Genomic DNA, 26502 nt, shown 5'->3' on the forward strand with positions numbered 1-26502 from the left:
CCTACACCATATTTTGGTCTGGACATGGGATTTTTTCATCTTATTTTTTGGAGGAAACAGGCGACTTCAGTTCTATAAAACCGTCCTGCGGCATTGCATCCGGGATAAATTCCAGACACATCAACGTATTCAGGCACCATTGCGATACCCAGTTCGTCGAGATGCCGGGAATCTCCTGATACGGGCCATCGGCGGCAAAACCGTTCACATAGGAATGGGGTGCAAAGGCATCTGTTCCAGCGTTCTGCGGAACACTTTCCATCAGGACAGCCCATGTTTTCTTTGCAAGTTCCGCATCATGGGTGTTTGCCGCACTGAATGCCGAAACTGCCGTGGCAAACATTGGCCAGCTGAAAGGACGGTTCACGATTTGCCCGTGGGTCCGTCTGGTCTTTTCTTCTGCCGGAAGATAATAGAACTTGCCCAGCCGGGTCAGCAGCGTTTTCAGAGTATCATCCTCCAGCAGATCGGCAGTTTCCAGCCAGATCTGCGGCCCGCCCATGCAGATCTGCAAATGCTGGTTGGGGGTGTTCTCAATCTCGCCGTGGTAGATCAGATGCCCGGTTTCCGGGTCATAGTAATAATCCGGCCCGGATGCAAAGCCGTATGGTGTGGCAGCAATATCACGGATGCCGGTCTCAATTTTGCGCCGGTAGGCTTCATCCAGTGTCCGCTCGTAGTGGGTCATCCAGTTCGACACATAACTCGACCAATCCGGCCCACTGCGAGCAGAGGGAACAATAACGCCATCCGGCCGCTTTTCCATGCTGTGCGGGTTCTGGCTCATGGAAACGTCGGCATCTTTCACGTCTTCCATGACCTCGCCAAGCCGTGCGTCCCCGGTCAGATAGAACAGGAAACGGTGGTGTCCCGCCATGCCGATGCGTGGTTCTTTGCAGGAGCAGCCCCAGTGCCGTACATTATGGCGGGAACCCAGCCCCTTGAGTGGGCCGAAATGGTAGGTGTCCACTTCGGATGCGTGTCGGCTCATCGCTTCGGCAAGGCTGAAAACATCCTCACGCCCGGTGTGCAGGAAATAGAGCCACAGCCAGTAGGTCGGCACCAGTTCGGTATTCTGCCACGCATAGCCGCCAACATCGTACTTCCAGCAATGGCGCATCGGGTCGTAGGTGTGCATTACATCGCCGTAGTCAAACAGGCCGTACCAATGCCGCGCTTCCACCTCGCGTTGGTAGAACGAGAACGCCCGGTCAAGAGCGGTTTCCAGCTGCTCCCCGGCCTTTGTTTCAGGATGTGGAAGCCCCCAATAGCCAAATGCACGTTTTTCGTGGTAATACGCCGGGTCTGCCACAACGACCGGCGGCTTTTGCAGTCGGTCGGCAAACTGCCGGAGCTGCTGTTCGGAGGGCAGGCTGTCCGTGAACTGCACCCGGCATTCGCTGGTCACTCCGATGCCGTAGGCACTGGGGCGTAAATCTTCAAACCCCTCATAGCAGGTCATGGGATGACTTTTGGTGTCATAGTGCCGGAAATCATAGGCTTCCTGCAAGGGCGAATAGAACCACAAGGACAACTGTGCATTTTCCTGATCCAACGCATTTGCGGCCAGACCACCGGGATATTTCTGCCAGAAATCCCGGATGCCTGCCATCACGCCGCCATTTTCTCCGGTCAGTGCCATAACGCCCGGTGCCCTTGCACCCTCCTGTGCGCGGATGCGGCAGCACGCAGTATGGGTCGCCTTAAAAATGGCATAATGTCGGTTGCTGTCCTGCACCAGATGATACTGCCGCCAGATGGGAATATCCTGTGAGGCCTGTTTCATATCCTCTGACGCATTTGCAGCAGAAATCTCGCCGTTCAGCTGTGCCTGACAGACTTTCGGCCCAAGATGTGGAAACCTTGAATCCAGATTCTGCGGACATTCATGGAACACCTTGTCCTCTTGCAGATATTGCACATGGCGGGTGTATACCGCACCGGAAAGCTCCGTTTCAAACCGGATGCCCATTCCTTTGAGGAAATCCCGCTGTTCCACACCGTCAAACAGGAAGGTGTGGACAAAGCGCATTTCTGCGCTGACCTTCCAGACCGAGAGCCGTATCACAAAAGGCATGGAGCAACACTCGCCGTGTGTGTTCTCTCCGTAAAATGCAACGGTCGCCTGCAAAGGGCCTGCTTCTTCCAGAACAGCCTTTTGAACCACGCCGTGGAACTTCTGCACCCGTGTTTCCAGCACATCTTCCGTTTCGTTCCGGCGTTCCAGCAGAAAGACCGGGTAGACCTTGTGTGCGGCCTTTCGCCCGGAAACAGAAATATCCTGCACCAGAAAATCACAGTGCAGGTTTTCTCCCAGAGGAACGGTCAGCCGGAGTACGCCGGTATCCAGTGTACAGGCATCCGGGCCTTTTATGATCTGAATTCCGCTGTCCGGCTGCTCTTTTGGAGTTGGCAAAAGTTCTGCACCCTCTTTCAGCAGTGCCGCATCGGTGGTATGCGCACTCCATTTGATGCTTCCATCCGGCCAGAACGCCATAGGCTTGCTCTGCAATGGCAGTGTTTTTCCGTCTGGTGCTGTCAGCTGGAACGATGCAGCCGGGACCTCGCCTTTTTCCCAGACACCGCCGAAGGTAACAAAGCCGCTTGCCGTCCGTCCTTGTAAGCAATGTACTTTCATGCTGTATTCTCCCTTCCGAAGTTCTTTCTGGCTCCATTATAGAAGCCGCTTTTCCCAGCGTCTATATCAATAATTTTTCATTCTATCAAGAATCACAGGCAGATAAAAACAAAGACGCCCTCCCACAAAGGGGAGGGCGCATGATGAAGGAGAAAATGAAGAAAGCAAATTGCGGATGGGTTTGAAATGTGGTTCAGAGGGCTGACATAAAAGCAATGTCCTCTGCGGCGCAGCTCAGGATGACTTCTTCCCGAAGGAGCGGAATGTCCCGATTCTGCTGGTGCAGCCATTTGGAGATGGCATCATACTGGATGCAGCCTTTTCCCAGCGGGCAAGGCCCATAAGTATCGTCAGTCCCCGTAGAACCGTAGGTGAAGTCCTTGATGTGAATGGCATCCACGCGGGAACCGATCAGAGAAAGCCAGTCATTCCACAGCTTTGCCTGATGGGGGATGTTGTGGTTTTCCAGCACATTGGCCGGGTCGAAGATGAAGTGCAGATGCTCCGGGTCGGCCACATGGTCGATGAGCTGCTGCACCACCTCCAGACTGTCCAGCGGATGCCAGTAGACCGGCTCTACCGCAAAGATGGCGTCTGTTTTTGCAGCAGCTTCCACGATGCGAAGAATGCTGTCGAACATCCATTCGCGCCGTGCGGCGCGTTCTTCTGCATCCAGATGCAGATAGGACGTTTCACTGCCGACGCAGTGACCGCCTGCAAGATGCTGCCAGCCCAGAACACGGCAGACATTCTGCACAGCAGCGGCACGTTTTTCTGCGTCCGGGTCGCTCAAGTCCTGATAACAGCCCAGCACAGAGATCTCGACCTGATGGGCGGAAAAACCACTCCGAAGGGTTTCCAACTGTTCCGGCGAGATATGTTGATAATCGTTGATGCCCTCAATGGCCTTTGGCACAGCGACCTGTGCAGCCTGATAACCAGCGTTGTGCAGAATCAATGCCAGTTCCTGCGCCGGGTGCTTGCCATAATCGTGGGCACGGCAGCCAATCTTCATAGCAGGTGCCTTTCTTTACTGGGGCTGCTTGCCGATGTAAGCGAGGATGCCGCCATCAACGTACAGGATCAGGCCATTGACAAAATCGGATGCCTCGGATGCGAGGAACACGGCAGGGCCACCCAGATCTTCGGCTTCACCCCAGCGGCCTGCAGGGGTCTTGGCCACGATAAACTGGTCGAAGGGATGACGGCTTCCATCGGGCTGAATTTCGCGCAGAGGTGCGGTCTGCGGGGTAGCAATGTAGCCGGGGCCAATGCCGTTGCACTGGATGTTGTAAGCACCGTACTCAGAAGCAATGTTCTTGGTCAGCATCTTCAGACCGCCTTTTGCGGCAGCGTAAGCAGAAACCGTTTCGCGGCCCAGTTCGCTCATCATGGAGCAGATGTTGATGATCTTGCCGCCGCCCTGTGCGATCATGTCAGGGATGATGGCCTTTGCCACGATGAAGGGCGCGTTCAGGTCAACATCAATGACCTGACGGAACTGTGCTGCGCTCATCTCAGTCATGGGGATGCGCTTGATGATGCCGGCGTTGTTGACCAGAATGTTGATGTGGCCGACTTCCTCGGTGATCTTGGCAACCATGGCGTTGACGGCGTCCTCGTCGGTAACATCGCAGACATAACCGTGAGCCTTGATGCCGGCTTCTTCATAAGCAGCGATGCCATTGTCCACCAGTTCCTGCTTGATGTCGTTGAACACGATAGTCGCACCATTCGCGGCCAGTGCCTTTGCAATGGCCATGCCGATGCCGTAGGATGCGCCGGTAATGAGTGCGACCTTGCCGGTCAGGTCAAAGGATTTGGGAGTGCAGATAGCCATAATAGTAGTCCTCCATAAAGGTCAGTGAAATATCATTCAAAGGTTTCCAGTGCTTCCACCAGTGCAAGGATGGTCAGCGACTGGCCGTATGCCATGGGAGCAATCAGAATGTTCTTGTAGTGGTCGCGGTCATAGCCCATGCCGGTGCCGCCGGACACTTTCAGCACCGTACCATCGGTGTCGATGTTCTTGAGGATGGCGCGGATGGCTTTCTGGGCGCAAGGCAGGTAGGAATCATCCAGAATCCCCATGCGGATGCCCTTCAGGATGCCAGCGGTGATGGCAGCAGAACCGGAAGTTTCTTCGTAGCTGGTGGGGTCGTCCAGAACGGTGTGCCACAGGCCGTCCTCGCCCTGCAGGTCACGCAGCGCACGAACCTGTGCTTTGTAGGTGTCCAGAATGAACGCCTTGACCCCCTGATTCAGCGTACCCTTGAACATATCCAGATAGTCCAGAATACCCAGCGTGAACCAGCTGTTGCCGCGGCACCAGAACACGCCGCCGAAGTTGTCCATCCGATTGAACGACCAGCCGTGGAAGAACAGGCCGGTGTGGGTATCGTACAGATACTTGATGTGCATCAGCACCTGCTTGATGGATTCATCGATCCACTCCTGCTTGCCGTACTTCTGGCCCATCCGGTTCAGGAACAGGACGGTCATGAACAGGGTGTCGATCCACATTTCGCTCTCGTTCAGACGAACGCCCTGACGGTCGCCGTTGGCACTGGTGACGTGCTGGAAACCGCCCTCACGGGTGCGTGGGATGCACTCCATCAGCCACTTTGCCCAGTCCAGACAGAGAGCTTCAAACTCAGGGTCGTGGTAGATCTCGTTCAGTTCACACAGGGTCAGCAGCGGAGTGGTCGTATTGATATTGCGGGAAGGCAGACCCTGCGCAATATTCTCCTTGAACCAGTCGTGCAGGAAGGTGCGGTATTCCTCCGAATCCTGCATCTTGGCAATTTTGAGCAGTCCGTACAGGCCGATGCCCTGCGGCCAGTCCCACTCCTTGATGCCGAAGTCACGGCTGAAAAATCCGATGGCCTCGCCGCCTTCTTTCAAAGTGTCCTCGTTTTCGGGGGCACCAAGGTGCATCAGCTTCTGAATGACGAGATCCAGCTTCTTCTGGATCAGTTCTTTTTTGATTTCGTTTGCCACAAAAAACACCTCATTTATCTGTGCTGTTTTGATTGGTTGAAGTAAGCGATTTGCGATATTGTGCAGGCGTAACGTGCTGATATTTCTTGAACACACGCCCCAGATAGGTGATGCTCTCAAACCCGGTACGGCTTGCGACCTCGGAAACGGAAAGCGTTGTCGTTTCCAACAGGCTCTGCGCCTTTTTTACCCGCAGGATGTTGACATATTCGTTGATGCCGAAGCCGGTCACCTCGTGAAAGGAACGGCTCAGATAATACTTGCTGATATAGAACTGCTCGGCAAGGTTGTCCAGCGAGAGTGATTCCTGAAAGTGATCTGAAATGTAATCGGCGACCTGATAAACGGCATCGAACTTTCCGCCGCTGGCCTTGCCCTCCTGCACATCATTCAAGCAGGCGACCTGCTGATTGCTGCGCCGGAAGTGGATGAAGCCCAGAATCAACTCTGAAAGGATGGCAGTCTGGCTCATAGGCTCTGCCTTGTCCAGTTCCTCCATGATTTGCAGAAACAATCGGCTGGTATTCGCTGTCTGCTTCGGTGTCAGTTCGTAAATGCCGTAGTGTTTGTGGAAGAACGCACCGATTTTCAATTCCGGGAACATCTTATCGACCTTTTCCACAATATCCCGGTCTACATAGAGGATCACACGTTCATACTCGGATTCCGGGTCGCCCACAATGGAATGGGACATATGGATCTGGCCGCTGTCCACAAGGATCAGGTTTCCGGCCTGTGCTTCATAGGCGCGGTTCTCAAAAAACATCTGCCTCCGCCCGCGGAGCAGGAGATAAATTTCGTACTCCTGATGGAAGTGGTTGTACCGCATATCAAAGTTTGCCGGACGAACCATGTGTTCCACCATAATGCCGTTTCGTTTGCGGTAATACTGGGTCGCATCGCCCTGAACCATGCTGTGCAGCCATGTTGTTTCCATGAAATGCTCCTTTTCTCCTGAACAGGCGGTATCCCTGCGGCAATCGCCGCAGGAACCTTTGCCTTGATTATGTCATATCTGTTCAGGTTTGACAAGCATTTGCACTGCGGGGCTTACATCAGGCCCAGCGTGGTAGGCAGCCACTCGCTCAGAGCGGGAATGTAAGTGACCAGCATCAAGGAGATGAAAATTGCCACGAAGAACGGAACCAGACTCTTCATCACGTTCTCCAGACGCTGCTTTGCCAGAGAGCAGCCCACGAACAGGACGTTGCCAACGGGAGGGGTAATGGTGCCGACCGCCAGATTCATGACCATCATAACGCCGAACTGTACATCGCTCATGCCGAAGGTGCGGACAATGGGCAGGAAGATCGGGGTGAAGATCAGCAGAGCCGGTGCCATATCCATGAAGGTGCCGACGATCAGCAGGAAGATGTTCAGGATGAGCAGCAGGACGTACTTGTTGTCGGAGATGCCCAGAACCATTTTACTGATGGCAGCAGGCAGGCCGGTGAAACTCAGAACAAAGCTCAGGACGGAAGATGCGCCGATGATGAGCATGACAACGGTGGTCATGTTTGCGGTCTGCACCAGAATACGGGGCATATCCTTCAGGTCGATGGATTTATAGATGAACACCGACAGGATGAAAGCGTAGGCAACAGCCACAGCGGAAGCCTCCGTGGGGCTGAACACACCGGACAGGATGCCGCCGATGATGATGACGATGAGCAGCAGGCTGGGGATGGCGCGCCAGATGGTCTGCAAGGTTTCGCTGGCACTCAGCTTCTTGGCTTTCTCGCCCTTACGGATGTAGCCGTATTTCTTTGCGATGAAATAACCAACGACCATGCAGGCGGCAGTCCACAGCAGACCGGGAATCCAGCCAGCCATGAACAGGGTAGCGACGGAAGTGCCGCCGCTGGCAGTGGAGTAGACGATAAATGCGGTCGTGGGAGGAATCAGCTGGCCAACCGGAGCGGTAGCCACGTTCATGGCAGCGGAGAAGCCTTCGTCATAGCCTTCCTCTTTTTCCATGGGGAGCATAACGCCGCCGATGGCGGTAGCCGCTGCGATACCAGAACCAGAAATAGAACCGAACATTGCGTTGCCAGCGGCGTTGGTCAGAGCCAGCGCACCGGGAACCCGGCGCAGAACCAGCATGGCTAAGTCAACCAATCGGTGCGCGATGCCGCCGTTGCTCATCAGCAGACCGGCTAAGATGAAGAATGGAACGGCGATCAAGGACAGACTGTCAATGCCCGCGATGACTTTCTGGGCGGAAACGAACATACCGAATTGCGGGGTCAGGAAAGCGGTGATGGTGATAAATGCGGATGCAACGATGCTGTACGAAACAGGTACGCTGAACATCAGCAACAGCGCGAAGCTGACCACCAGAAGGATAGCGGCTTGCAGTTCCATTTAAGCGACCTCCTTGTTTTTATCCCGGAAGAGATGATACAGATTGTTCAGGCTGTAAAGGATCATCAGCGCACCGCCGATGGGAATGCAGGCGTAGTAGCACTCCATGGGCAGCTTCATTGCCGCCGAGATCTGGCCGTGGGCGTTCATCGTGACGGCGATGCCGCCTGCAACAAAGACCGCAGCACTCAGTGCCAGAACAACGAACTCTACAAAGATCTGGGTGCGGTGCTGACCAGCGGGTTCAAAACCCTTGACCAGCAGGTCAATGGCCAGATGCTGCTTGGCACCGTAGGCATACGGCGCACCCAGCATAGTCAGCCAGATCAGTGCGAAACGCAGGATCTCTTCGGTGTATTTGCTGGGATTGCCCAGAACAAAGCGGGTAATGACCTGCCAGCAGCAGACAACGACCATCGCCGCCACCATGAAGGCAAGAACGGAACTCAAAATCTTATTCAAAACTTTCATTTGTCTGTATCCTCCGCATAGCTCTGGATATCATCGTACAGCTTCTGGTAGGACTCGCCTTTTGCAAGGAAGTTCTGGTGAATGGGCTGCACAGCTTCGATAAACGGAGTCTTGTCGATGTCGCGGTAGACATGGACACCGTAGCTTTCTGCCTCGACCATGGCATCGTCCATCATCTGATTGTACTTCTGTACGAAGTTGTCATTCAGTTTGCTGAAGCACTCCAGCAGATAATCCTGCTGCTCCTTGGAGAGCTTGTTCCAGACTTTCGTGCTGATGATGTAGATATCGGGGGTGTACTGATGCTCGGTGTAGGTGTAGGACTTGACGATCTCCTCGTGCTTATCAACGGTCAGAGCCAGTTCGGTGTTCTCGGCACCGTCCACGATGCCCTGCTGCAAAGAGGTGTAGGTCTCGCTTGCGGACATGGGAACGGGCGAACCGCCCATTGCTTCGATCATATCCATGGAAGTGGAACTAACCATAGAGCGGATCTTCTTGCCTTTCAGCACTTCGGGAGAAGTCACTGCAATATCGTCTTTCAGATAGAAGTTGCGCGCACCGTTGCAATAATATCCGATCGCGATATAGCCGGCATCTTCCGTGGCGTTGAACAGTTCGCGGATAGCTTCACTGTTTGCCATTGCATTGTAGTAATGTTCCTGCCCTTTGAACAGATACGGCAGCGAGAAGATGGTGTAGCGGTCATCGAACTGTCCCAGCGTACCGGCACTGATCTTTGCCATGTCCAGAACGCCGGCCTGTACCAGTTCGACCATGGCAGTTTCGGAACCCAGAACACCGCTGGGATAGATGGAAACCTCCATGTTCATGCTCTCATCTTCGGCCACCAGATCGGACAGATATGCGATCGTGCCGCCGATCTCGGAATCGCCCGCCTGACCGTGTGCCAGCCGGAGCTGGATCTTGTCACTGCCAATGCTGCCGTTTACCTTGAAAAAGGTGGAAATTCCAATTCCCAGCAACACGACGACAATGACGGTCAACAAGATTTTTGATGTCTTTTTCATTGTCATTCCTCCTAAAGTTTTTGCTTTTCCGGTGCAACTTTCTGGTTATAAGTATAGCGACTCTTGGACAGACTTTCTCGCAAAGAATTGCGAATGAAGTCAAAAATTCAAACAATCTTGCGCTTGTGTTGTATACAATTTTGTTCTTTTTAACATCGTCCTGTTAAATCATACAATATTTTTGGCTATTTTTCTACATATAAATAATTTTTTATATTCGTTGGTGCTTTTGAAACGTGCAACATTGTTTGAACGCAAGCAAAAAGAGCCACCCGTGTTCTTATTACGGATGGCTCTAGTCAATTTGGTTTTATCGGACAGTGTCGCTTAATCCAGCCGGAATACCTGTTCCAGCTTGGGCTGTGCGCCGGTCACGGGGTCCATTTCCAGTTCCAGAATGTCCTTCATATACTCGTTCCAGCGGTCAACCACCGGGCTTTCGGCCTGCACCTTTTCGGCGTAGGCCACGCCCTTTTCGCACTCATAGTAGCCGAACAGCTCATCGTTGCAGTAGAAGATGCTGTAATTGCAGATACCGGCGTCTTTCAGCACCTTGACCATCTCTGGCCAAATTTCTGCGTGACGCTTCTGGTATTCGGCCTTGCAGCCGGGCTTGATGCGGCCCTTCCATGCCATGTGTTCCATGTTCTGCTCCTTAGTCGAGGAAGTTCTCGTTCAGGGTCACGCCGAAGTCACGGGCGATGGCGCGCAGGTCGTCGTCCGTGATGGTCTGACGAATCAGACCGCCGCCCATGCTCAGGACTTTAACGTAAATTTCGGCACTCTTTTCAATGGTGTGAGCCAGACCGAAGGTGATGTCGAAGTCCGGGCCGGAAGCGAACAGGCCGTGCTGTGCCCAGATTGCAGCCTGATAGGTCTTCATCAGCTCACTGGTTGCCATGGCGATGTCCGCACCACCGGGCACCATCCACGGGCAGACACCCACGCCCTCCGGGAACACCACCGGACACTCGGTGGCACTCTGCCACAGGGCACGGGTGAAGTCGCGGTCGGTCAGGGGCAGGATATAGGTCAGTGCAATGACATTGGTGGCATGGCAGTGATAAATGACACGGTTCGCACCGTTGGTCGCTGCCTTGCGGACGCTGTGGTTCATGAAGTGGCTGGGGAATTCACTGGTGGGCTTTGCGCCATCTTCCAGACCCCAGACAATGCGCCAGCTGTCGCCCTTGTCGTTGATCTCCACGATACCGATGCTGTGGACGGGGTCCAATTCCACATTGCGGAAGAACTTGCCGGAACCGGTGGTGATGAAATACTCACCAGCCAGATTGTCGGCCTGCACACCCATGTTCACCCACTCGCGGGGCTGTGCATTGAAGAAGGGGCGGCACTCGGCCACTTCTTCTTCCTTCATGCGGTAGGTCAGGTTGCCGCCGTTGCGCTCGTGCCAGCCCTGAAGCCAGCCATCGTTGCACATCCGCATAAAGCCTTTTACGATCTCAACATCCAGAATTCCCATGATAAATACCTCTCTTTTCTTCTTCAAACTCAATTATCGGGTGATGATGTCCACAGGAACATCAAAGATTTTTGCCACTTTCAGAATGGTGTCAATGTGACGGCCAGTTGCCGCAGCCATGTGGTGGGTGGGGCCAGCCTCGCTCCAACGGTTGCAGAACTCCCGTGCGCCGCAGGTGAAGCGGGTGCGCATATTGGTGTCGCCAAAGGTGAAGATGGGGCCGGGTTCGTTGACCCCCTCAGCCACCACGAACTTGAAGTGACCGTCCTTGTCCTGCGTGATGCCCAGATAGGTCACAGGGCCAAGGTGGGGGTAGAACTGGGTCAGGTAGCCGCCACCGGTCTTACCGTGGAACACAGGCACGATCTTCATGGTAGGCTTCTTCTCGGAAATATCGGCATCGCCGGAACCGGAGTGACCGATGATGCAGATATCCTCGTCAAAGTCGATGGAGTACATCTCGCTCAACTGGCCGCAGCCTGCGATGGTCTTGAGGATGCTCATGGCCATGGACACCTTGATGTCGCCCTCCACGGCACAGGCCACGCCCTGCTTGATGAGCATGGAGAAGGCCGGGATCAGCATACTGTCCAGCACACCGGCCTTGCCCTGTGCAAAGCCGTCATAGTGGGAAGCGATGAAGGCAATCTTCTCATCCTTGACCCACTGCTCAAAGGCCACGACATACTTTGCCATGTCCCAGACCTTTTCAATGGTGCCGCCACCCTCGATGTCGAAAGTGTCCAGAATATCCTGTGCCTTAGCGCGGATGGCGTTTTCATCGGTGATGTTGTCAGCGATGGCCCACATCTTCTCCCAGTCGAACTGCTTGGTGTAGAGGAACATCCGGTTGTACAGGTTGGTTTCGTCAATGTACAGGTCCATCATGCCGGGATACGGACGACCAATCTGTGCCAGATTGGTGTCGCGGAAGCGGCGGCGCACCTGTGCGGCACGGCACCAGTCCTCGATCTCAGCCTGCACCTGCGGGTCGCCGCCCTCGACCACGCCGGTGATAACGGCGTGACGCTTGCCAGCGCGCTCCAAGTCGGCCACCATCTCGCCGACTGCACCGCAGGCGTACAGCTCGCCCAGCCAAGTGGGAGTGTCCGTATTGGCGTAGTCCGGGGCTTTCTTCTTCTGGACGTTCACGAGAACCACGGGCACGTTCAGGTCGCGCACAGCGGGCAGCATATTGTAAGAAGTAGCGTAGGTCAGCAGCTGCAAAATGACCAGATCAACGTCAGCGGCGCGGAACTTGTCGCCTGCGGCCATGGACAGTTCCTTGGTGGTGACGATGCCGCCATCAACGACTTCTACGCTGTCGGGGATGGTCTTTTTGAAGTCGGCGTACTGCTGCTCAAATTCGGGTACGAGGGTCGGGAACTGGGGCAGATAGGCTCCCAGAGCAATGGCGAACACGCCAACACGGGCTTTGGTTTCAACGAGCATGGGAAATCCTCCTTATCAAATGTTCATCTGGATCTTCAAATTGCCGATGGCCGTCGCCTCAATGGGCAGAGCCACGACCTGTTTTCCGGTATAATGGGCGGTCAGTTCGTTCAGGGTGGCGTTCTTTGCACCGCCGCCTGCGATGTACAGTTTATCCCAGTGCTGGCCGGTGACTTCCTCCATCTCACGATAGGCTTCGCCATAGCAGTAGGCCAGCGAGTGATAGATGCTGTTGATGAGGTCTGCATCCGTAGCAGGAGCGTCACCCGTTTCAGCAAGAGCGGCGCGAATCTCTGCGCTCATGTCCTGCGGCGCGGAGAAACGGGCTTCGTTCACATCAAAAATGCGGGTGTAGGTGCTGGTCTTGGCCAGTTCCACCATCTCTGCAAAGGAGATGCCCAGCTGCTTCTGCACACACTGGATGATCCACAGGCCCATGATGTTTTTCAGGTAGCGGATGTACCCCACACCGCCCTCATTGGTGAAGTTGGCTTTGCAGCTTTCCGGCGTAGTAACGGGGCTTGCCAGCTTGACACCCAGCAGGCTCCATGTGCCGGAGGACAGGAACGGTGCATCGCCCTGCTCCATCGGGATGCCCTCCACGGCACTGGCCGTGTCGTGGGTAGCGCACAGCACCACATTGGTCTGTCCGCCCGCCTCGGCGGCAATGTCCGCTTTCAGCGGTCCCAGCACCGTGCCGGGAGCGGTCAACTTAGGGAACATGGTTTCCGGCAGACCCAGTGCTTTGAGAATTTCCGGGTCATACTCCTTGGTCTGTGCGTTGACAAGGCCGGTGGAGGTAGCATTGGTGTACTCGCGGGCCTTCACGCCGCAGAGCTTCCAGAGCAGATATTCCGGGATCATCAGGAAATCTTCGGCCTGCTCCAGCCGCCCGGCCTTTTTGTCTGCGTACAGCTGATAAATGCTGTTGAAAGGCTGGAACTGGATACCGGTGTGCGCATAGAGCGTTTCAAACGGCAGGATGCTGTGTACTTCGGGAATGACCGCCTGCGTCCGGCTGTCGCGGTAGGCGTAGACCGGATAAATCGGCTGGTCGTTTTTCAGCAGCACATAATCGACCGCCCATGTATCAATAGAAAGGCTCTCGATGGCCGGATACTTTGCAAAGGCTTCCCGGATGCCGTTCTTCACGTTGGCGAACAGGCTGTCGATGTCCCACTCCAGATGCCCGTCCACCCGCTGAACACTGTTCGGGAACCGGTACACTTCCTCGGTGCGGAGAACGCCGTTCTCCATCCATCCGACAATGTGCCGTCCGCTGGATGCACCAATGTCGATGGCAAGATATTTCTTTTGCATAATGCGCCTCCTGTGTGGATTCTTTGACCTAAGTATACGGGTTCGGGCATCGTGATTCCATCGGCAAAGGTGACACATTCTTTGTGAAAAGTCTACTCTATGATTTTGAAAAAGCATCTGCTGCAAACAAAAAAGCCGGAACGCTCCGTATGGAAGGAACGCTCCAGCTTTTTTGCGTTATGGGGGTAATGAAGAAGAAATGGGGAATTTAAGCAAAGCAGTTATGCGGAATCTTACAGCTGGCTCTTGTACAGCTCCACGATCTCCTCCACGCTGGTGTCGCGGGGGTTACCGGGGCGGCAGGCATCTGCATAAGCAGACTCAGCGAGGAACTGGATGTCCTCTTCCTTCAGGATGCCATTCAGGTTAGTGGGGATGCCCACATCAGCAGACAGTTTCTTGACAGCAGCGATGGTTGCATCAGCGGCCTGTGCGTCGTTCATCTCGTCGATACCCTTCACGCCCATAGCCTTGCCGACTGCACGGTAACGCTCGCCAGCGACGGTCTTGTTGTACTCCAGACCGACCGGCAGCAGGATGGCGCAGGCCACACCGTGGGGAGTGTCATACAGAGCGGACAGGCCGTGTGCCATGGAGTGAACAATGCCCAGACCCACATTGGAGAAGCCCATACCGGCAATATACTCGCCCAGAGCCATACCCTCGCGGCCTTCCGGAGTGTTCTGCACCGCACCACGCAGGTTCTCGCTGATCAGCTTGATGGCTTCCAGATGGAACATATCGGAAATGGTGCAGTGACCCTTGGTGATGTAGCCCTCGATGGCGTGGGTCAGAGCATCCATACCGGTGGCGGCGGTCAGGCCCTTGGGCATGGAGGACATCATATCAGGGTCAACGACTGCGATCTCCGGGATGTCGTTGGTATCCACGCAGACGAACTTGCGCTTTTTCTCCACGTCGGTGATGACGTAGTTGATGGTAACTTCGGCAGCGGTGCCGGCAGTGGTGGGTACTGCGATGGTGAACACAGCGTGCTTCTTGGTGGGAGCAACGCCCTCCAGAGAACGCACATCGGCGAACTCAGGGTTGTTGATGATGATGCCGATGGCCTTTGCGGTGTCCATGGAGGAGCCGCCGCCGATGGTCACAATGCAGTCAGCTTCTGCTGCCTTGAAAGCAGCCACGCCGTCCTGCACATTGGCGATGGTGGGGTTGGGCTTGATCTCGCTGTACACGCTGTAAGCGAAACCGGCAGCGTCCAGCAGGTCGGTGACCTTCTTGGTGACACCGAACTTGATCAGGTCGGGGTCAGAGCAGACGAAAGCCTTCTTGTAGCCGCGAGCGGTCAGTTCGGGAACAATGTTCTCGATGGCACCGTGGCCATGGTAAGAAATGCTGTTCAGAACAATACGATCAGCCATAATACAAAACCTCCAAATTGACACTTCTCTTTTTGCTGCAATCGTTTGGATTGGCAGAAAGATAACAAACTTTCTGTTCATTAGTATACTGGCCGCGTTCGGAAAATTCCATCCGAAAAAGTATCCTCTTTTTTGTGAAAAGTCTACTCTTGCCCCCAAAAGGCGTGTGCGCTATACTAAAAACAGAAAGAGAGGAATCGGAAAATGCTGACTTATAACATGGATGTGACCCCAGAAAGCATCTGGAAACGCACAACGCCCAGCGAAGCAGAGCTAGCGCAGCCCTATTATTGCACCGAAGCGGGAGTGTTCTATGCCCAGCAGCATTTTTCCACTGCCCGCACCGACAAAGAAAGCTACATTTTGTTCTACACCTTGCGCGGAGCCGGACTGATCGAGCAGGATGGGACCCATGTGACCCTCAGCACCGGGCAGGCATTGCTGCTCAACTGCCGTACTCCGCAAAGCTACTGCACCGCACCGGGGCAAAGCTGCTGGCACCATTATTGGGTGCATCTGGACGGTGTGGGCGTTGCGGCCATGGAGCCGCTGCTGTTTCCGGGCAAAAAATTGACCCCGGTGCAGATCACCGGGGTCAAGATGCAGGAATTGTTTGAAACGATTCTGGGCCAGATGGAACGCGGCAACGTGGACAGCATGGTGCAGACCGGGTTGACTCTGCACGGGATGCTTGCCCTGTGCGCGCAGACCATTCTTGCAGAGGCCGAGACCACCAGCGCACGGCAGGTCATTCTGCAGGCTGCGGAAACCCTGCGCAAGAATTACCAGAAAGAACTTTCCCTTGCTGACCTGCTGGCCGATGCCCACATGAGCAAGAGCTATTTTCTGCGGCTGTTCCGGCGGTATATGGGTACAACGCCCTACAACTATCTCGTCAACTTCCGCATCACGCAGGCAAAGGAACTGCTTGTCCTCACCGACCACAGCGTAACCGAGATCGCGCAGCAGGTCGGTTTTGGAGATGCCAGCAACTTTTCCACCCGGTTTGCCAAGGCGACCGGGCAAAGCCCTTTACAGTATCGCAAAAGTGCACTGAAAAGTGCCGGAAACCCGGAGCAAGGTTAACCGCCCTGTCCACGGGCACTCTGCACCGCCGCAAGCAGCCGTGCCAGCGCATCGCCGCCATCCTTTTCAGCCTGATGGTCTTGTGCGGCAGTTCCTTCTTCCGTACCATTGGGGCCTTTTACCCCGGCCAGACGCACAGGCTTTTCCAGAAGCAGTGCGGCTTCCGGCTTCCACGGCTTGATGGATGCTGACACCGCCTGAATCAATGGCAGATACTCCGGGAACGTACCGCCCAGCGAACGCAGAGCATCGGCCGCATATCCAGCGGCACGGACTGCGCCGTAATCGTTGGTGTGCGTCCAATCCCCCTGATGATAGTAGATTTTGGAAGCATCCCGGCCCAGCCGGATGATGTCCTCCATGGCGGCCTGATGTAGATCCAGCACGGGGACATTCAGTTCTTTGCCTAGCGCGATACACGCCTGCGCATGGTCGTGCAGGAGATCGTTATAGGTGAGTTTTCCGTTTTGCTCTGTCCATGTATTGCGCGCGATCGGCGTTGCAAGAATGGGCAGGGCTTTTTTTGCGCGAATCTCCGCAATGAACCGGCGCAGATTTTCCGGGTAGCCGTTGTATGCCTGCAAATGCGGATGCTTCTGGTCGTTGTGGCCGAACTGGATCACCACAAAATCGCCGGGGCGCAGCTGCTTCTGGATGAGGTCAAAATGACCCTCGTTGCGGAATGTTTCGGTGGAGCGTCCGTTGTGCGCGTGGTTGCACACGGCCACACTCCCATCCAGATACAAGTCCAGCGCCTGTCCCCAGCCGCCGTAGCACGCCGCCGGGTGGTAGGGATATTCTGCACCGTAGTCCGCCATCGTGGAATCTCCGGCAAGGTAGACTGTGGGGACCTCGATGGGCACAACAGACAGAAAATCCAGTGCCGGGCAGTGGCCGACCACCGCAATGTCCAGAGCATTTTTTTCAAAGGGCCGGTCTTTTCCATTGGGGATGATGGGCGAAACACTGACCGTGAAACAGATGGACAGCACCGCGCCCTGCCGCAAGGAGCCTTTCCACGCAAGATGGCGGCATCCGTGGAAAATCAGAAGCTGTTCTTCCTCCGCGCGGGCGGTCAGCGTGAGTTTCACGCGGTAATTTCCGGCACGAGGAACAGCCGCCTTGAAGCAAAGCGGAACAAATCGCTGCGGCGGCTGGACTGCGCCATCCTTTTCCCACAAAGACTGCACCAGTGCATCCGAATCCAGAAAACAGCCGTTTTCGTCCTGCTGGATTTTTGTGATTTCTTCCGATGCGTACCAGTAGGGTACATGGAATCCACTGTTCAACTCAAAGATATTGAGTTCTGGCTGTGCGTTATGGGCAGCTTCGTCCACAAACCCGAAGAGCTGGCTGGGGCTATAAAACGGGATGGAATCCTGTGCGCCCTTTTCCAAGGAAATGGTGAAAGTTTCAGATTTCATAATGCGTCCTCTATATCCGAATTTTCATTGGATTCAAAGACTTAACTGAAGAATCCCTTCAGTGTGTCAAGAGCCTGTTGTTTCTTCAGGGCAAGGATACCAGCATAGTCCAGCGTACCGATGGACTTTCCAACCTCTTTGGATTCCGTGGTGTAAACAATATTTGCAATAGGCAAATTCATGGACAAGACTTGTTCCTTGTTATCTTCGCCAAGATAGAATCCGATGTGAGGGGGCTGATTGTATGCGCTGTTCTGGTTCGCCACACAATTTCTGTAGACAGGGTCATGCATCAGCGTATAGATCATGTAGTCCGTTTCTGTCGTTGTCATGTAGATACGAAGCTCGGTGTCGTCCTCGTTTCTAAGCACGACTTCTTCACGCCAGTCACCCAGAATATCGGCTGTCAGGCTGGGGTTGTTTTTGGTGGAATTGTTCGTCTTGCCATCCAGCACATCAATGGTATCCACCGCACCACTTTCCCAGTTGTATTTATACACGCCGAAATCGCAGGATTCTTTCTCAACGCCATCACCAAGTTCGCTGAGCAGGTCACCGTCCCAGTACAAGACCCAGTTTGCCGGCAGACCTGCACGGCTCGGATTGACCATTCCACTCAGAATGTTGTATACACCGCTGTTGTTTGCCTGACCCCAGTATTCGTATCCGGGCAGCGGAGTGATATTCGCCGCTACTGCACGGCCCACATCCTTTGCCGAAGTCCAGATACCATCATAGCGCAGGCCGGTTCCAGCATTGCTCAGAGCCTGATTTACCGTTGCCACCTTGTACTCCTCTGTGGGAGAGAAAACATAGAGCTGCGTAGGATTGTTCGGATTCATTGCCGCAAGGTGGATGGCATCGCCGTGGCTTCCCAAATCCTGTCCATCCTTGCCATTCTTGACCCAGAGCAGCGAGCCGTCATGGTCAACCGCCATATTGCCGATGCAGATCTCATCAAAACCGTCCTGATCCAGATCACCGGTCGATACATTATGGTTTCCCTTATCTGCGGCATCCTCACCGGTCAGGGCCACAAAGTTCCACTCCAGCTGCAGCTTTCCATTTCTCAACGTGTAGGCAGCAATCGTAGTTTTTGCATAGTAGCCGCGGTTAAAGAATACAGCAGGAATCGTTTCGGTGCTGCCTGCTTCTTTGGGCAGATAGCCGATTGCAATATTGTAACGTGCAGAGCGGTTGCCGCCATCGCCTGCTTTGCCCCAGTCATCGTAATTGCCAGTCACATTGATGTAGTCGATGCTGTCAATGATTTCACCGGTCTGCCCATTGAATACCGTCACATATTCATTTGAGTCAGGGCTTGCATGGCCGTTTGCATTGATATTTGTACCGGGAACCACGCTCTTATCGCCCACATAGGAAACGATCGTGCTCTCATCGGTCATATCAAATTTGCCAGCTTTATTCGGCTTATAGGCGATCGTACCATCGGAGGTCTTGATAAACAGCTCTGCTTTGCCATCTTCATCCATATCGTAAAGCATAAACTGGTTAAAGTGGGCACCAGAGGGCATTTCCAGACCCATGTTCAATCTCCACAACGGAGTACCGTCCATCTCATAGATGTCAAAGATGGTCGGAGAGGAAGGTGCCACAGCCTTGCCAGAGTCAAATGCATTGTCCGGATACCATTTTACAATGATTTCATACTGTCCATCGCCATCCACATCACCCACGCCGGTATCATTGATCGTATACGAAGAAAGGTCTCCGTTTTTGGTGGGCTGGGGTTCCGGCTTTTGCAGAGGGATGCTCATATAATTGTTTTCCAGAGCGGCAACAGCCTCGCTGTTATACTGTAGGCCGTTCTGAATCTTTGCAACTACATACACATCGCCGGCTTTGCCTTTTGCATCGGTAAAATTGGTTCTGTCTGTGATCGGAGAGGAATTGATCTTGATGCCATTTCTGTACACATCAAAGGAAATATCCTCACCATACTCTGTTGCAAGGATTCTCCAAGAAATGAACACACCATCATCGGACTTCACCGCATACACGCCGCGATCCAGATTTTCCATAGAACGTGCATACGCATTATAGCTGCTGCCCGTCTTAAAGTAGCCGATACGATAATACACATCATAGGTGTAGTCCGTCCGCTGTTCGCTGGGGTCAGTAGGGTTTTCATTGGGTGTCAGAGAATCTTCCAGTACCTGATATTTTCCCTCGACCGGAACAACATTGGCACCGTAAACATAGATGCCTTCTTCTGCTGCGTTAAATTCACGAATCGCGGTCCATTTGCCAACGGTTACCGTTCCAATCGAGCCATCGTTCATCACAGCGGTCACTTCTGTGGGAAATTGTTCTGGCAATGCTTCACCAAATGGAAGTTCCAAGGTCGTGGGATTGTACACATAGGTTGGATACGGCAGTGCGCTATAGCTTATGACCTGTCCGGCTGCTGCGGTATCCGGGCCGACTGCACAGACGTTCCATGCAGAAGAAACGAGTATGCTGGCCGTAAGCAGGCAGGCCACGAGTCTTTTCTTATTCATAATTTTATGCCTCCTCGATCGTATGCGGTACGGGGGGAATGTAATTGATGTCCGGTGCGGTATCCAGAGGGGTGATGTTGCAGTTTTCGCAGACCATACCGTTCACTGCGGTCGGGTCAAAGGAATTTTCTTTTGCGCGAATGTCCAGATTCCGGAATGTGAAGTCCGAGAGTTGATACTGTGTCGGTTCCGGTTTTACGTTGAAGTATTCGCGGCACTCACAGCGGCAGTCCTCCACGGTGATGTGATCTGCATAGGAAAGCGGAATGTCCTTGCGGTCTTCCAGATCATAGAACTGCGTCCACGGATTGATGTTGACAAAACTCTCCACAACGGCATCCACCTGCTTCATCGTAATGTACTCGTAATGCTGTGGGGTATCCGGGCGCATTTTCAGCCAGAGCAGATTGCAGGCGTGGTCTACTTTCAAGCGGCGAATCAGGACGTTGCGATCGTGCATGGACTCCGAACCGCAGGTCAGACAGCCATGGCAGAAACCATAGTGGCAGTCCTCCACCAAAATCCGCTCATTGATGCCGTTTTCGGGTGCAGTATCGGCCCACGGGCCTCTGCCGCCCTTCAGCACGACCGAATCATCGTTCACTTCCAGATAGCAGTTCTTGACCAGAACATCGGTGCAGACATCAATGTCGATGGCATCGGTGCTGGGAGCCGGAACCGGGTGCGCCGGTGAAAGAATGCGGCAGTTCAGGTACTTCACATGGTCGCAGCGGTAGAGATGGCTCGTCCAGAAGTGCGAATTTTGCAGGGTGATATTGGCAAAGGTCACATTTTTGCTGTTGGAGATGAACACGAGCCGCGGACGCTGCTCGTCCTTGTTCGTGCATTTGGGGTTCCACTTGCGGCGCAGCCAGAACGCCCGCCAAGAGCGCAGGCCGTTGCCGTCGATGGTGCCGGGGCCGCTGATGGTAAAGCCATCCACGCCATCGGCGTTGATGAGGGCCGAGAAGTAGATACAGTTCTGTCCTTCCATGCGTGTTTCGCAGAGGTCATAATCGGCAATGTCATCACTGCCCATCAGGGTGCCGCCCTGTGCTACATACAGATTCACGCCCTGTTTGAAGTGCAGCGCACCCGTGTGGTAAACACCAGCCGGAACTACCAGAACACCGCCGCCCTCCTTGGCTGCAAAGTCAATGACGGACTGAATCTCCTTTGTATGCAGCTGGCCATCCGGCAGGATGCCGTAATCCGTTAGCGGGTACTGCTTGCCCAGCGCAGAAAGTTCCGGGGTTTCGATCTCATAGAACCAATCGTCGATTGGGGTTCCGTCCGGGAAAAATTCAAGTTCATGTTTCATGGGTGTGTTCCTCACTCAAATCGTGTTGTCGTTCCACCGGGAAGTTCGTAGATTTTTCCTCCCACGCTGACCCAGCAGGATGCAGCATTGGGATTATAGCATAGATCACCGTCTACGGTAAACTGGAGCCGGGCAGCATCTTCCAGCGCATCTACAATTTCGATGTTAGTAGCGTACCAGATGTCGTCCTGATGGCTCATCATCTGGCAGAACTGCTCCATCTGTGCCCAGCCATCCTGTTCGGGCAGTTCATAACTGTGACCCCAGACGTACATCAGGTACAGATACTGGGTCTTGTGCATGGTCAGGAACTTCTGGCCCAGTTCCAGCATCCCACGCCGGAAATGACAGGTCGGATCCCACTCGGTAAAATCTTCCGGGATGGCAAACCCCTGCGTACTGCGCACAGTACGCGCATAGCGGATGCCCAGTGCCGGCAGCAGTTCCATGATTTTATGGGTGTAACTGCCGTTTGGATAAGCAAGACCGCGCACTGGGGTCTCGACCAGTTCTTCCAATGCACGGCGATCTTCCAGAACCTGCTGGGCCACCTGATCCAGCGGAGAGCGTGCAATGGTGGGATGCAGCACGGTGTGGCAGGCCACCTCATGCCCACGATACAGTTCCTTATATTCGCTGACCGGGATGCGCTCTGCATTGTGCAGACCGGAGTTCAGATTAAAGGTTCCCTTCATGCCGTACTGGTTGAACAGTTCCACAAGGCGGCGGTCTTCCACGCGGCCATCGTCAAAGCTGAAAGTCAGGGCCTTGTGCTTGCCGCCGGGAAAACAGGTATAGATATTTTTCAAACTCATGCAGAAGCCTCCTGTAAGCCGTAGGGAACGGCGCGTTTGCCATAGCGGTTTGCCAGACTACCTGTCACGACCAGCTTGAACGCATTGCTGCCCGGATGGAGCAGGCCCTTCAAATCGAACCGGTGCTTATTCCAGAACGAAACTCCGGCAAATTTTCCGTTGACCCAGAGTTCGGCCATCTCCTCGGCATCCAGTTCCATCAGCGGATAATCGTCGTTTGCCTGTTCTGCGCTGTATTCCACCTCGGCAACGTAGGTCTTTTTGACCTGAATGCCATCGGCTTTTTTCAGGGTAAACTCCGGCACAGGGAGCAGCAGTGGTTTCGGCTGTTCCGGCAGAGCGGCAAAGTCCGCCTCCTCGCAGGTGAACAGCAGCAGGCTGCTGCGGCTGGGCAGGTTCAACGCAAAATCCTTTGCCTGCGCACGGGCTGCTTTCCCTGCCCAGAGGTCATACTGCCCGACTTTTTTGGTAGTGGGCAGCGTGATGGTGGTGTGAAGGTCGGTGTTGCCCTCGTTCACAAGGAACCAGCACTCACTGCCTGCGCGCAGGAAGTGCGCACTGCGCAGCTGCGGAGCCGCCGGGCTGCACTGAAGGTCTGCAAGGGGCGAGAGGTCTTTGGGGAGCGCGGGCGCATCGGGGAACCGCTGTTCCGGGTCGATCACCGCCGAGAACTCCATGCCGCGGCAATGCAGTTTTCCGTCCTGCACCCGGCAATCCCTCCAGACGCTTTCCGGCAGATACTGGAAACCGACCTGCTGCTCATAGAGCGGACGAACGGCATCCGGTTCCAATGCGCGGTTGCGGCACAGCACCGCCACCGGCAGGAGAGCGGTCGTGTCCGTCATCAGGCAGGACAGCCGCCGCAGATAGGTAGACCACAGCTTATAGTGCTTCCACCAGTTGCTGTTGGGGCCGACATCGGGCGGGCGCTCATCTTTCCGCTTGCCGGTGATGCTGTAATAGAACGCATGAGGGATGAACAGGTTGACACCGCGCACGGCCAGCCAGTCCGTGTACCACTTGATGTCCCCGCCGGAGAGCTGCCACGGATTGTTGTCCTTGTTGCAGGCTCCAAAGCACTCGTTGGAATTGCGGCGGCGGTTCATCAGGCGGGCCGCATCCGCGCTGCACTTACCCAGCGTGGAATCCAGCCCCACAAGGCAGTCCTTTTCCGGTGCGATCCAGCGCAGGCACAAGTCCTGACCGGGGATGCCGAAGTATTTTTCCACCTCAATATCATCGCTCTGGTGGGGGTGTCCCATCAGGCAGATGCCGTGCTGCTCGCACCAGCCGGAAAGAGCCGCATAGTAAACGCCGCCCTCCCGGTCAAGGATCATCTGATGATAGAGCCGGGTGTCGGCATTTTCGGTTTTCTCGAACAGTGCGGTCAGGTTTTCCAGCTTGCCGCCTGCTTCGGTGAAAAGCTGGGCAAAGCCCTTTGTCCAAGGGAACATATTCCCCACGTTCCGCCCCAGAATACTGGGTTCATCGGTGAAGAAGCCGATGATGGTATTCCCGAAGTATTCTTTCAGTTCACGGTAGTAGGCATCGTGGGTCAAGCCGATGAACCGCTGCACGACCTCCGGGTTCAGGATGTCGGCACTTTCCGGGGCGTTCGGTTCGCCATCGTCTTCGCCCCAGTGGATGCCGCGGATGGTGCCGCCGCTCTTGCGCACCACCAGAACGCCCTGCGGTGTCTGTGCAAGGACTTCATCTCCCGGCTTGCTCTCGCTCACCAGCGTGATGCCCTGACTGACCAAATCGGGTCGGCCCGCAGTGACCATGCCGTTTGCGGAGCCGGACGGGTACATTCCCTCATCGTACAGAACGACCGTCATGTTCAGCGCAGCAGCTTCCTTGACCGCCGTGCGGATGTAGGAAAAGTATTCTTTGGAAAGGTATTTGATGCGTTTTGCAAGGCCGATGCGGGGATGCAGCACCACGCCGGATACGCCGTGTGCGTTGAAATCATTCAACTGGCGGCGGATCTCGTCATGGATCAGGTTGCCATTCAGAAACCAGAACGGGATCGGGGTAAATTCGCGCGAGGGTTTGGAAAGCAGTGTGAGTAACTCCATACGAACCTCCTATGGTTCATTTTTTGCAAGGGCGCAAAGTTTGGCCCATCGCTTTGTACGAAAATAAAACAGCATCAGGATCATACCAGCCAGAAAACTCAGCGGTACACTGGCCATTGCATAGCCGCCATAGCCAAGCCGTGAAAGCAGATATGCGACCGGTATCCGTACACCCCACAGGATGAAAAGATTTACGATGGTCGGATACTTGATCTCTCCAATGCCATTGGCAAAGCACATGATGACGTTCATGATCGCATACATCCATGTGAACGGAAGAACGATATGGATGTAGCGCGTTGCAAACGCAAGAACTGCGGTATCGTGTGTGAAGAGTGCGAGGAGCGGGTTGCAGAAAATTGTAACGAGGATTCCAGCAGATAATGTGATGGCTCCCGCGCTCAACGGAATCAGCCATGCGCTGCGGCACAGTCGGCGATAATTTCCTGCACCAAGGTTCTGACCGGAAAATACCGTCATTGTTGAGGAGAGCGATGCAATGGCAAGGTTGGCAAGGCTGGTGACTTTTCCGGCCACCGAGCAGCCTGCAACAAAAGTCGAACCCTGAAGATTGAACAGAATCTGCAAAATCAGGTGTCCGGTGGAATAGAGTGCCGTGTTCATTCCAAGTGGGAGGCCGATCTGTATCATCTTCCGCAGCGTTTTCCCATCGAATCGATGGGGCAACAGTGGAAATTCCAGCTCCGGTGCATAGCGGCGGATATACCAGATGCTGCACAGCCATGAGAGTGCCAGTGCAATCACGGTCGCCCATGCAGCACCGTAGACACCCATGCCAAACTTCGCTACAAAGAGCAGATCCAGCGCAATGTTGACCACACAGGATACCAGCAGAAGCACCAGAGAAGAATTGCTGTTGCCAAGCCCTCGCAGGATGCCTGCATTGAAATTGTAACCCATGTTGCCAAGAATACCGATGGCAACAATGCGCAGATACTGCACTGCATAAGGCATAGCATCCGGCGGAACCTGCATCAGATTCAAGAGAACCGGCCCCAATACAAGCCCCAACACCGTAAGTGGAATCGCTGCTGCGTAGAGGAAGAACACGGATGCTTTGAGCAGCTTTTTCAGCGCATCCTGATCGGACGCACCGCAAGCCTGCGAAACAAGGATTGAAATGCCAGAACCAATACCGAGAAAGACACACAAAAGAATTTCCAGCGGCTGCGAACTGGTGGAAACCGCTGCCAGTGCAGAGGAATCGCAATAATTGCCGATGACCAGCGTATCTACGGTGCTGTACATCTGCTGAAGGACACTGCCAGCGCAAATCGGCAGAGCAAAGCGCAGGGTGCAGCCGAGGATAGAGCCATGGGTCATATCTGTCTGATGCGCAGGTGTTTTATTCTGTGTCATATCATTTGCTTCATAAAAGAAGAAACCGTGTCCCGCAAAAGGTTGCGGAACACGGCTTCTGTGTTATCCAGATCTCAACTCCGTCAGCAGGATATCATGCAGACCGGAGCTTGCGTCCGCTATGATTTTTACAGAGAGTCGCGGATCGTCTTTGCATTTTCGAGGTCAGCCAGACGCCACTCGATGATGCTGTTGGCATCCAGACCGTTGCAGTCGGCGACCATCTGATCCCACAGGGCATCGAACTCGCTGTCGGAAGAAGCATAGACCATCTTCCAGCTTGCGGTGGTGACCTTATCCTTGATGGCATCGATCATCAGCTGCATATTGTCATCCGGCAGGCTGGTAAAGCTGGATACGTTCTTCAGGGGGCTTTTCTCGCAGTAATCGCTGCCCAGCCACTCCTTCCAGTTCTCGTGGCCAGTGGTCTTCTGCCACTTCTGGAAGTTTTCGCTCTGAGCACTGATCTCATTGACATCGCTCCAGCCCAGCGTAGAAGCGCAGCGGTAGCCGCCCTCTCCATCGCCATACTGGGTCAGGGTACCGTTCATCACGATAAAGGGAGTGTTCCACAGTTCCAGCGTTTCGCCGGTGGACATCTCAAAGCCGGTAAAGTCGTTGTGACCGGAGTTCAGCCACTCCTTTGCACGGTCGGTCAAAGCAGCATTGCCCTTGTCATCACTTGCCCAGTAATCGGCTGGGTCAGCGGTGTTACCACCGCCTTCCCGCCTAAGA

General features: G+C 54.5%; 20 protein-coding genes and 1 pseudogene. 1 reads left to right on the plus strand and 20 read right to left on the minus strand.

Going from position 1 to position 26502, the window contains the following annotated elements; translation table 11 throughout:
• Positions 1 to 40 precede the first annotated feature (40 nt).
• The 13 genes from DWV57_RS13385 to fucO form a co-directional block, all read right to left on the minus strand.
• Positions 41 to 2638: a hypothetical protein gene (locus DWV57_RS13385; RefSeq protein WP_133303653.1), complete on the minus strand. Its 2598-nt coding sequence runs from the start codon at positions 2636 to 2638 to the stop codon at positions 41 to 43.
• Positions 2639 to 2831: 193 nt separating this feature from the next.
• Positions 2832 to 3653, minus strand: a complete 822-nt coding sequence (locus DWV57_RS13390) for a TIM barrel protein (protein WP_120021036.1) — start codon at positions 3651 to 3653, stop codon at positions 2832 to 2834.
• A 15-nt stretch (positions 3654 to 3668) separates the two neighbouring features.
• On the minus strand, positions 3669 to 4478 hold the full coding sequence (locus DWV57_RS13395) for a gluconate 5-dehydrogenase (protein ID WP_120021037.1): 810 nt from the start codon (positions 4476 to 4478) through the stop codon (positions 3669 to 3671).
• Positions 4479 to 4510: 32 nt separating this feature from the next.
• Positions 4511 to 5638: a glycoside hydrolase family 88 protein gene (locus DWV57_RS13400; protein ID WP_207666267.1), complete on the minus strand. Its 1128-nt coding sequence runs from the start codon at positions 5636 to 5638 to the stop codon at positions 4511 to 4513.
• 10 nt (positions 5639 to 5648) lie between these two features.
• On the minus strand, positions 5649 to 6575 hold the full coding sequence (locus tag DWV57_RS13405) for an AraC family transcriptional regulator (RefSeq protein ID WP_120021039.1): 927 nt from the start codon (positions 6573 to 6575) through the stop codon (positions 5649 to 5651).
• Between the two features lie 113 nt (positions 6576 to 6688).
• A complete protein-coding gene (locus DWV57_RS13410) occupies positions 6689 to 8002 on the minus strand; it encodes a TRAP transporter large permease (protein ID WP_120021040.1) in 1314 nt (437 codons plus the stop codon).
• Entirely contained in the window at positions 8003 to 8473 is a 471-nt protein-coding gene (locus tag DWV57_RS13415; RefSeq protein WP_120021041.1) for a TRAP transporter small permease, read from the minus strand.
• A complete protein-coding gene (dctP, locus tag DWV57_RS13420) occupies positions 8470 to 9504 on the minus strand; it encodes a TRAP transporter substrate-binding protein DctP (protein WP_120021042.1) in 1035 nt (344 codons plus the stop codon). The genes DWV57_RS13415 and dctP overlap by 4 nt, the downstream gene beginning before the upstream one ends.
• A 327-nt stretch (positions 9505 to 9831) precedes the next feature.
• Positions 9832 to 10149: an L-rhamnose mutarotase gene (locus DWV57_RS13425; protein WP_120021043.1), complete on the minus strand. Its 318-nt coding sequence runs from the start codon at positions 10147 to 10149 to the stop codon at positions 9832 to 9834.
• 10 nt (positions 10150 to 10159) lie between these two features.
• Positions 10160 to 10987 (minus strand): rhamnulose-1-phosphate aldolase, encoded by an 828-nt coding sequence (rhaD, locus tag DWV57_RS13430; RefSeq protein ID WP_120021044.1) that lies wholly within the window; start codon positions 10985 to 10987, stop codon positions 10160 to 10162.
• A gap of 33 nt (positions 10988 to 11020) precedes the next feature.
• Positions 11021 to 12439, minus strand: a complete 1419-nt coding sequence (locus DWV57_RS13435; protein ID WP_120021045.1) for an arabinose isomerase — start codon at positions 12437 to 12439, stop codon at positions 11021 to 11023.
• Between the two features lie 15 nt (positions 12440 to 12454).
• On the minus strand, positions 12455 to 13759 hold the full coding sequence (locus DWV57_RS13440; protein ID WP_120021046.1) for a rhamnulokinase family protein: 1305 nt from the start codon (positions 13757 to 13759) through the stop codon (positions 12455 to 12457).
• A 233-nt stretch (positions 13760 to 13992) separates the two neighbouring features.
• Positions 13993 to 15141, minus strand: a complete 1149-nt coding sequence (gene fucO / locus DWV57_RS13445) for a lactaldehyde reductase (RefSeq protein WP_120021047.1) — start codon at positions 15139 to 15141, stop codon at positions 13993 to 13995.
• Positions 15142 to 15345: 204 nt separating this feature from the next.
• Between fucO and DWV57_RS13450 the strand changes: the two genes are divergently transcribed.
• Positions 15346 to 16227: an AraC family transcriptional regulator gene (locus tag DWV57_RS13450; protein ID WP_120021048.1), complete on the plus strand. Its 882-nt coding sequence runs from the start codon at positions 15346 to 15348 to the stop codon at positions 16225 to 16227.
• On the opposite strand, the gene DWV57_RS13455 is transcribed toward DWV57_RS13450, so the two are convergent.
• The 7 genes and pseudogenes from DWV57_RS13455 to DWV57_RS14610 form a co-directional block, all read right to left on the minus strand.
• A complete protein-coding gene (locus DWV57_RS13455) occupies positions 16224 to 17651 on the minus strand; it encodes a rhamnogalacturonan acetylesterase (RefSeq protein ID WP_120021049.1) in 1428 nt (475 codons plus the stop codon). The genes DWV57_RS13450 and DWV57_RS13455 overlap by 4 nt on opposite strands.
• A 41-nt stretch (positions 17652 to 17692) precedes the next feature.
• Positions 17693 to 20173 (minus strand): Ig-like domain-containing protein, encoded by a 2481-nt coding sequence (locus tag DWV57_RS13460; protein WP_120021050.1) that lies wholly within the window; start codon positions 20171 to 20173, stop codon positions 17693 to 17695.
• 4 nt (positions 20174 to 20177) lie between these two features.
• Positions 20178 to 21494 carry a glycosyl hydrolase family 28 protein gene (locus DWV57_RS13465; RefSeq protein ID WP_120021051.1) on the minus strand — a complete coding sequence of 439 codons (1317 nt, stop codon included), beginning with the start codon at positions 21492 to 21494 and terminating at the stop codon, positions 20178 to 20180.
• Positions 21495 to 21505: 11 nt separating this feature from the next.
• The gene (locus DWV57_RS13470) at positions 21506 to 22309 is read right to left on the minus strand and encodes a polysaccharide deacetylase family protein (protein ID WP_120021052.1); all 804 of its coding nucleotides are present in this window, start codon (positions 22307 to 22309) and stop codon (positions 21506 to 21508) included.
• A complete protein-coding gene (locus DWV57_RS13475; RefSeq protein WP_120021053.1) occupies positions 22306 to 24387 on the minus strand; it encodes a hypothetical protein in 2082 nt (693 codons plus the stop codon). The genes DWV57_RS13470 and DWV57_RS13475 overlap by 4 nt, the downstream gene beginning before the upstream one ends.
• A 9-nt stretch (positions 24388 to 24396) precedes the next feature.
• Entirely contained in the window at positions 24397 to 25767 is a 1371-nt protein-coding gene (locus DWV57_RS13480) for an MATE family efflux transporter (RefSeq protein WP_120021054.1), read from the minus strand.
• A 128-nt stretch (positions 25768 to 25895) separates the two neighbouring features.
• A pseudogene (locus DWV57_RS14610) lies at positions 25896 to 26502 on the minus strand (hypothetical protein); the annotation flags it as partial.

The organism is Faecalibacterium sp. AF10-46 (genome assembly GCF_003604105.1).
Lineage (GTDB): Bacteria > Bacillota > Clostridia > Oscillospirales > Ruminococcaceae > Faecalibacterium > Faecalibacterium taiwanense.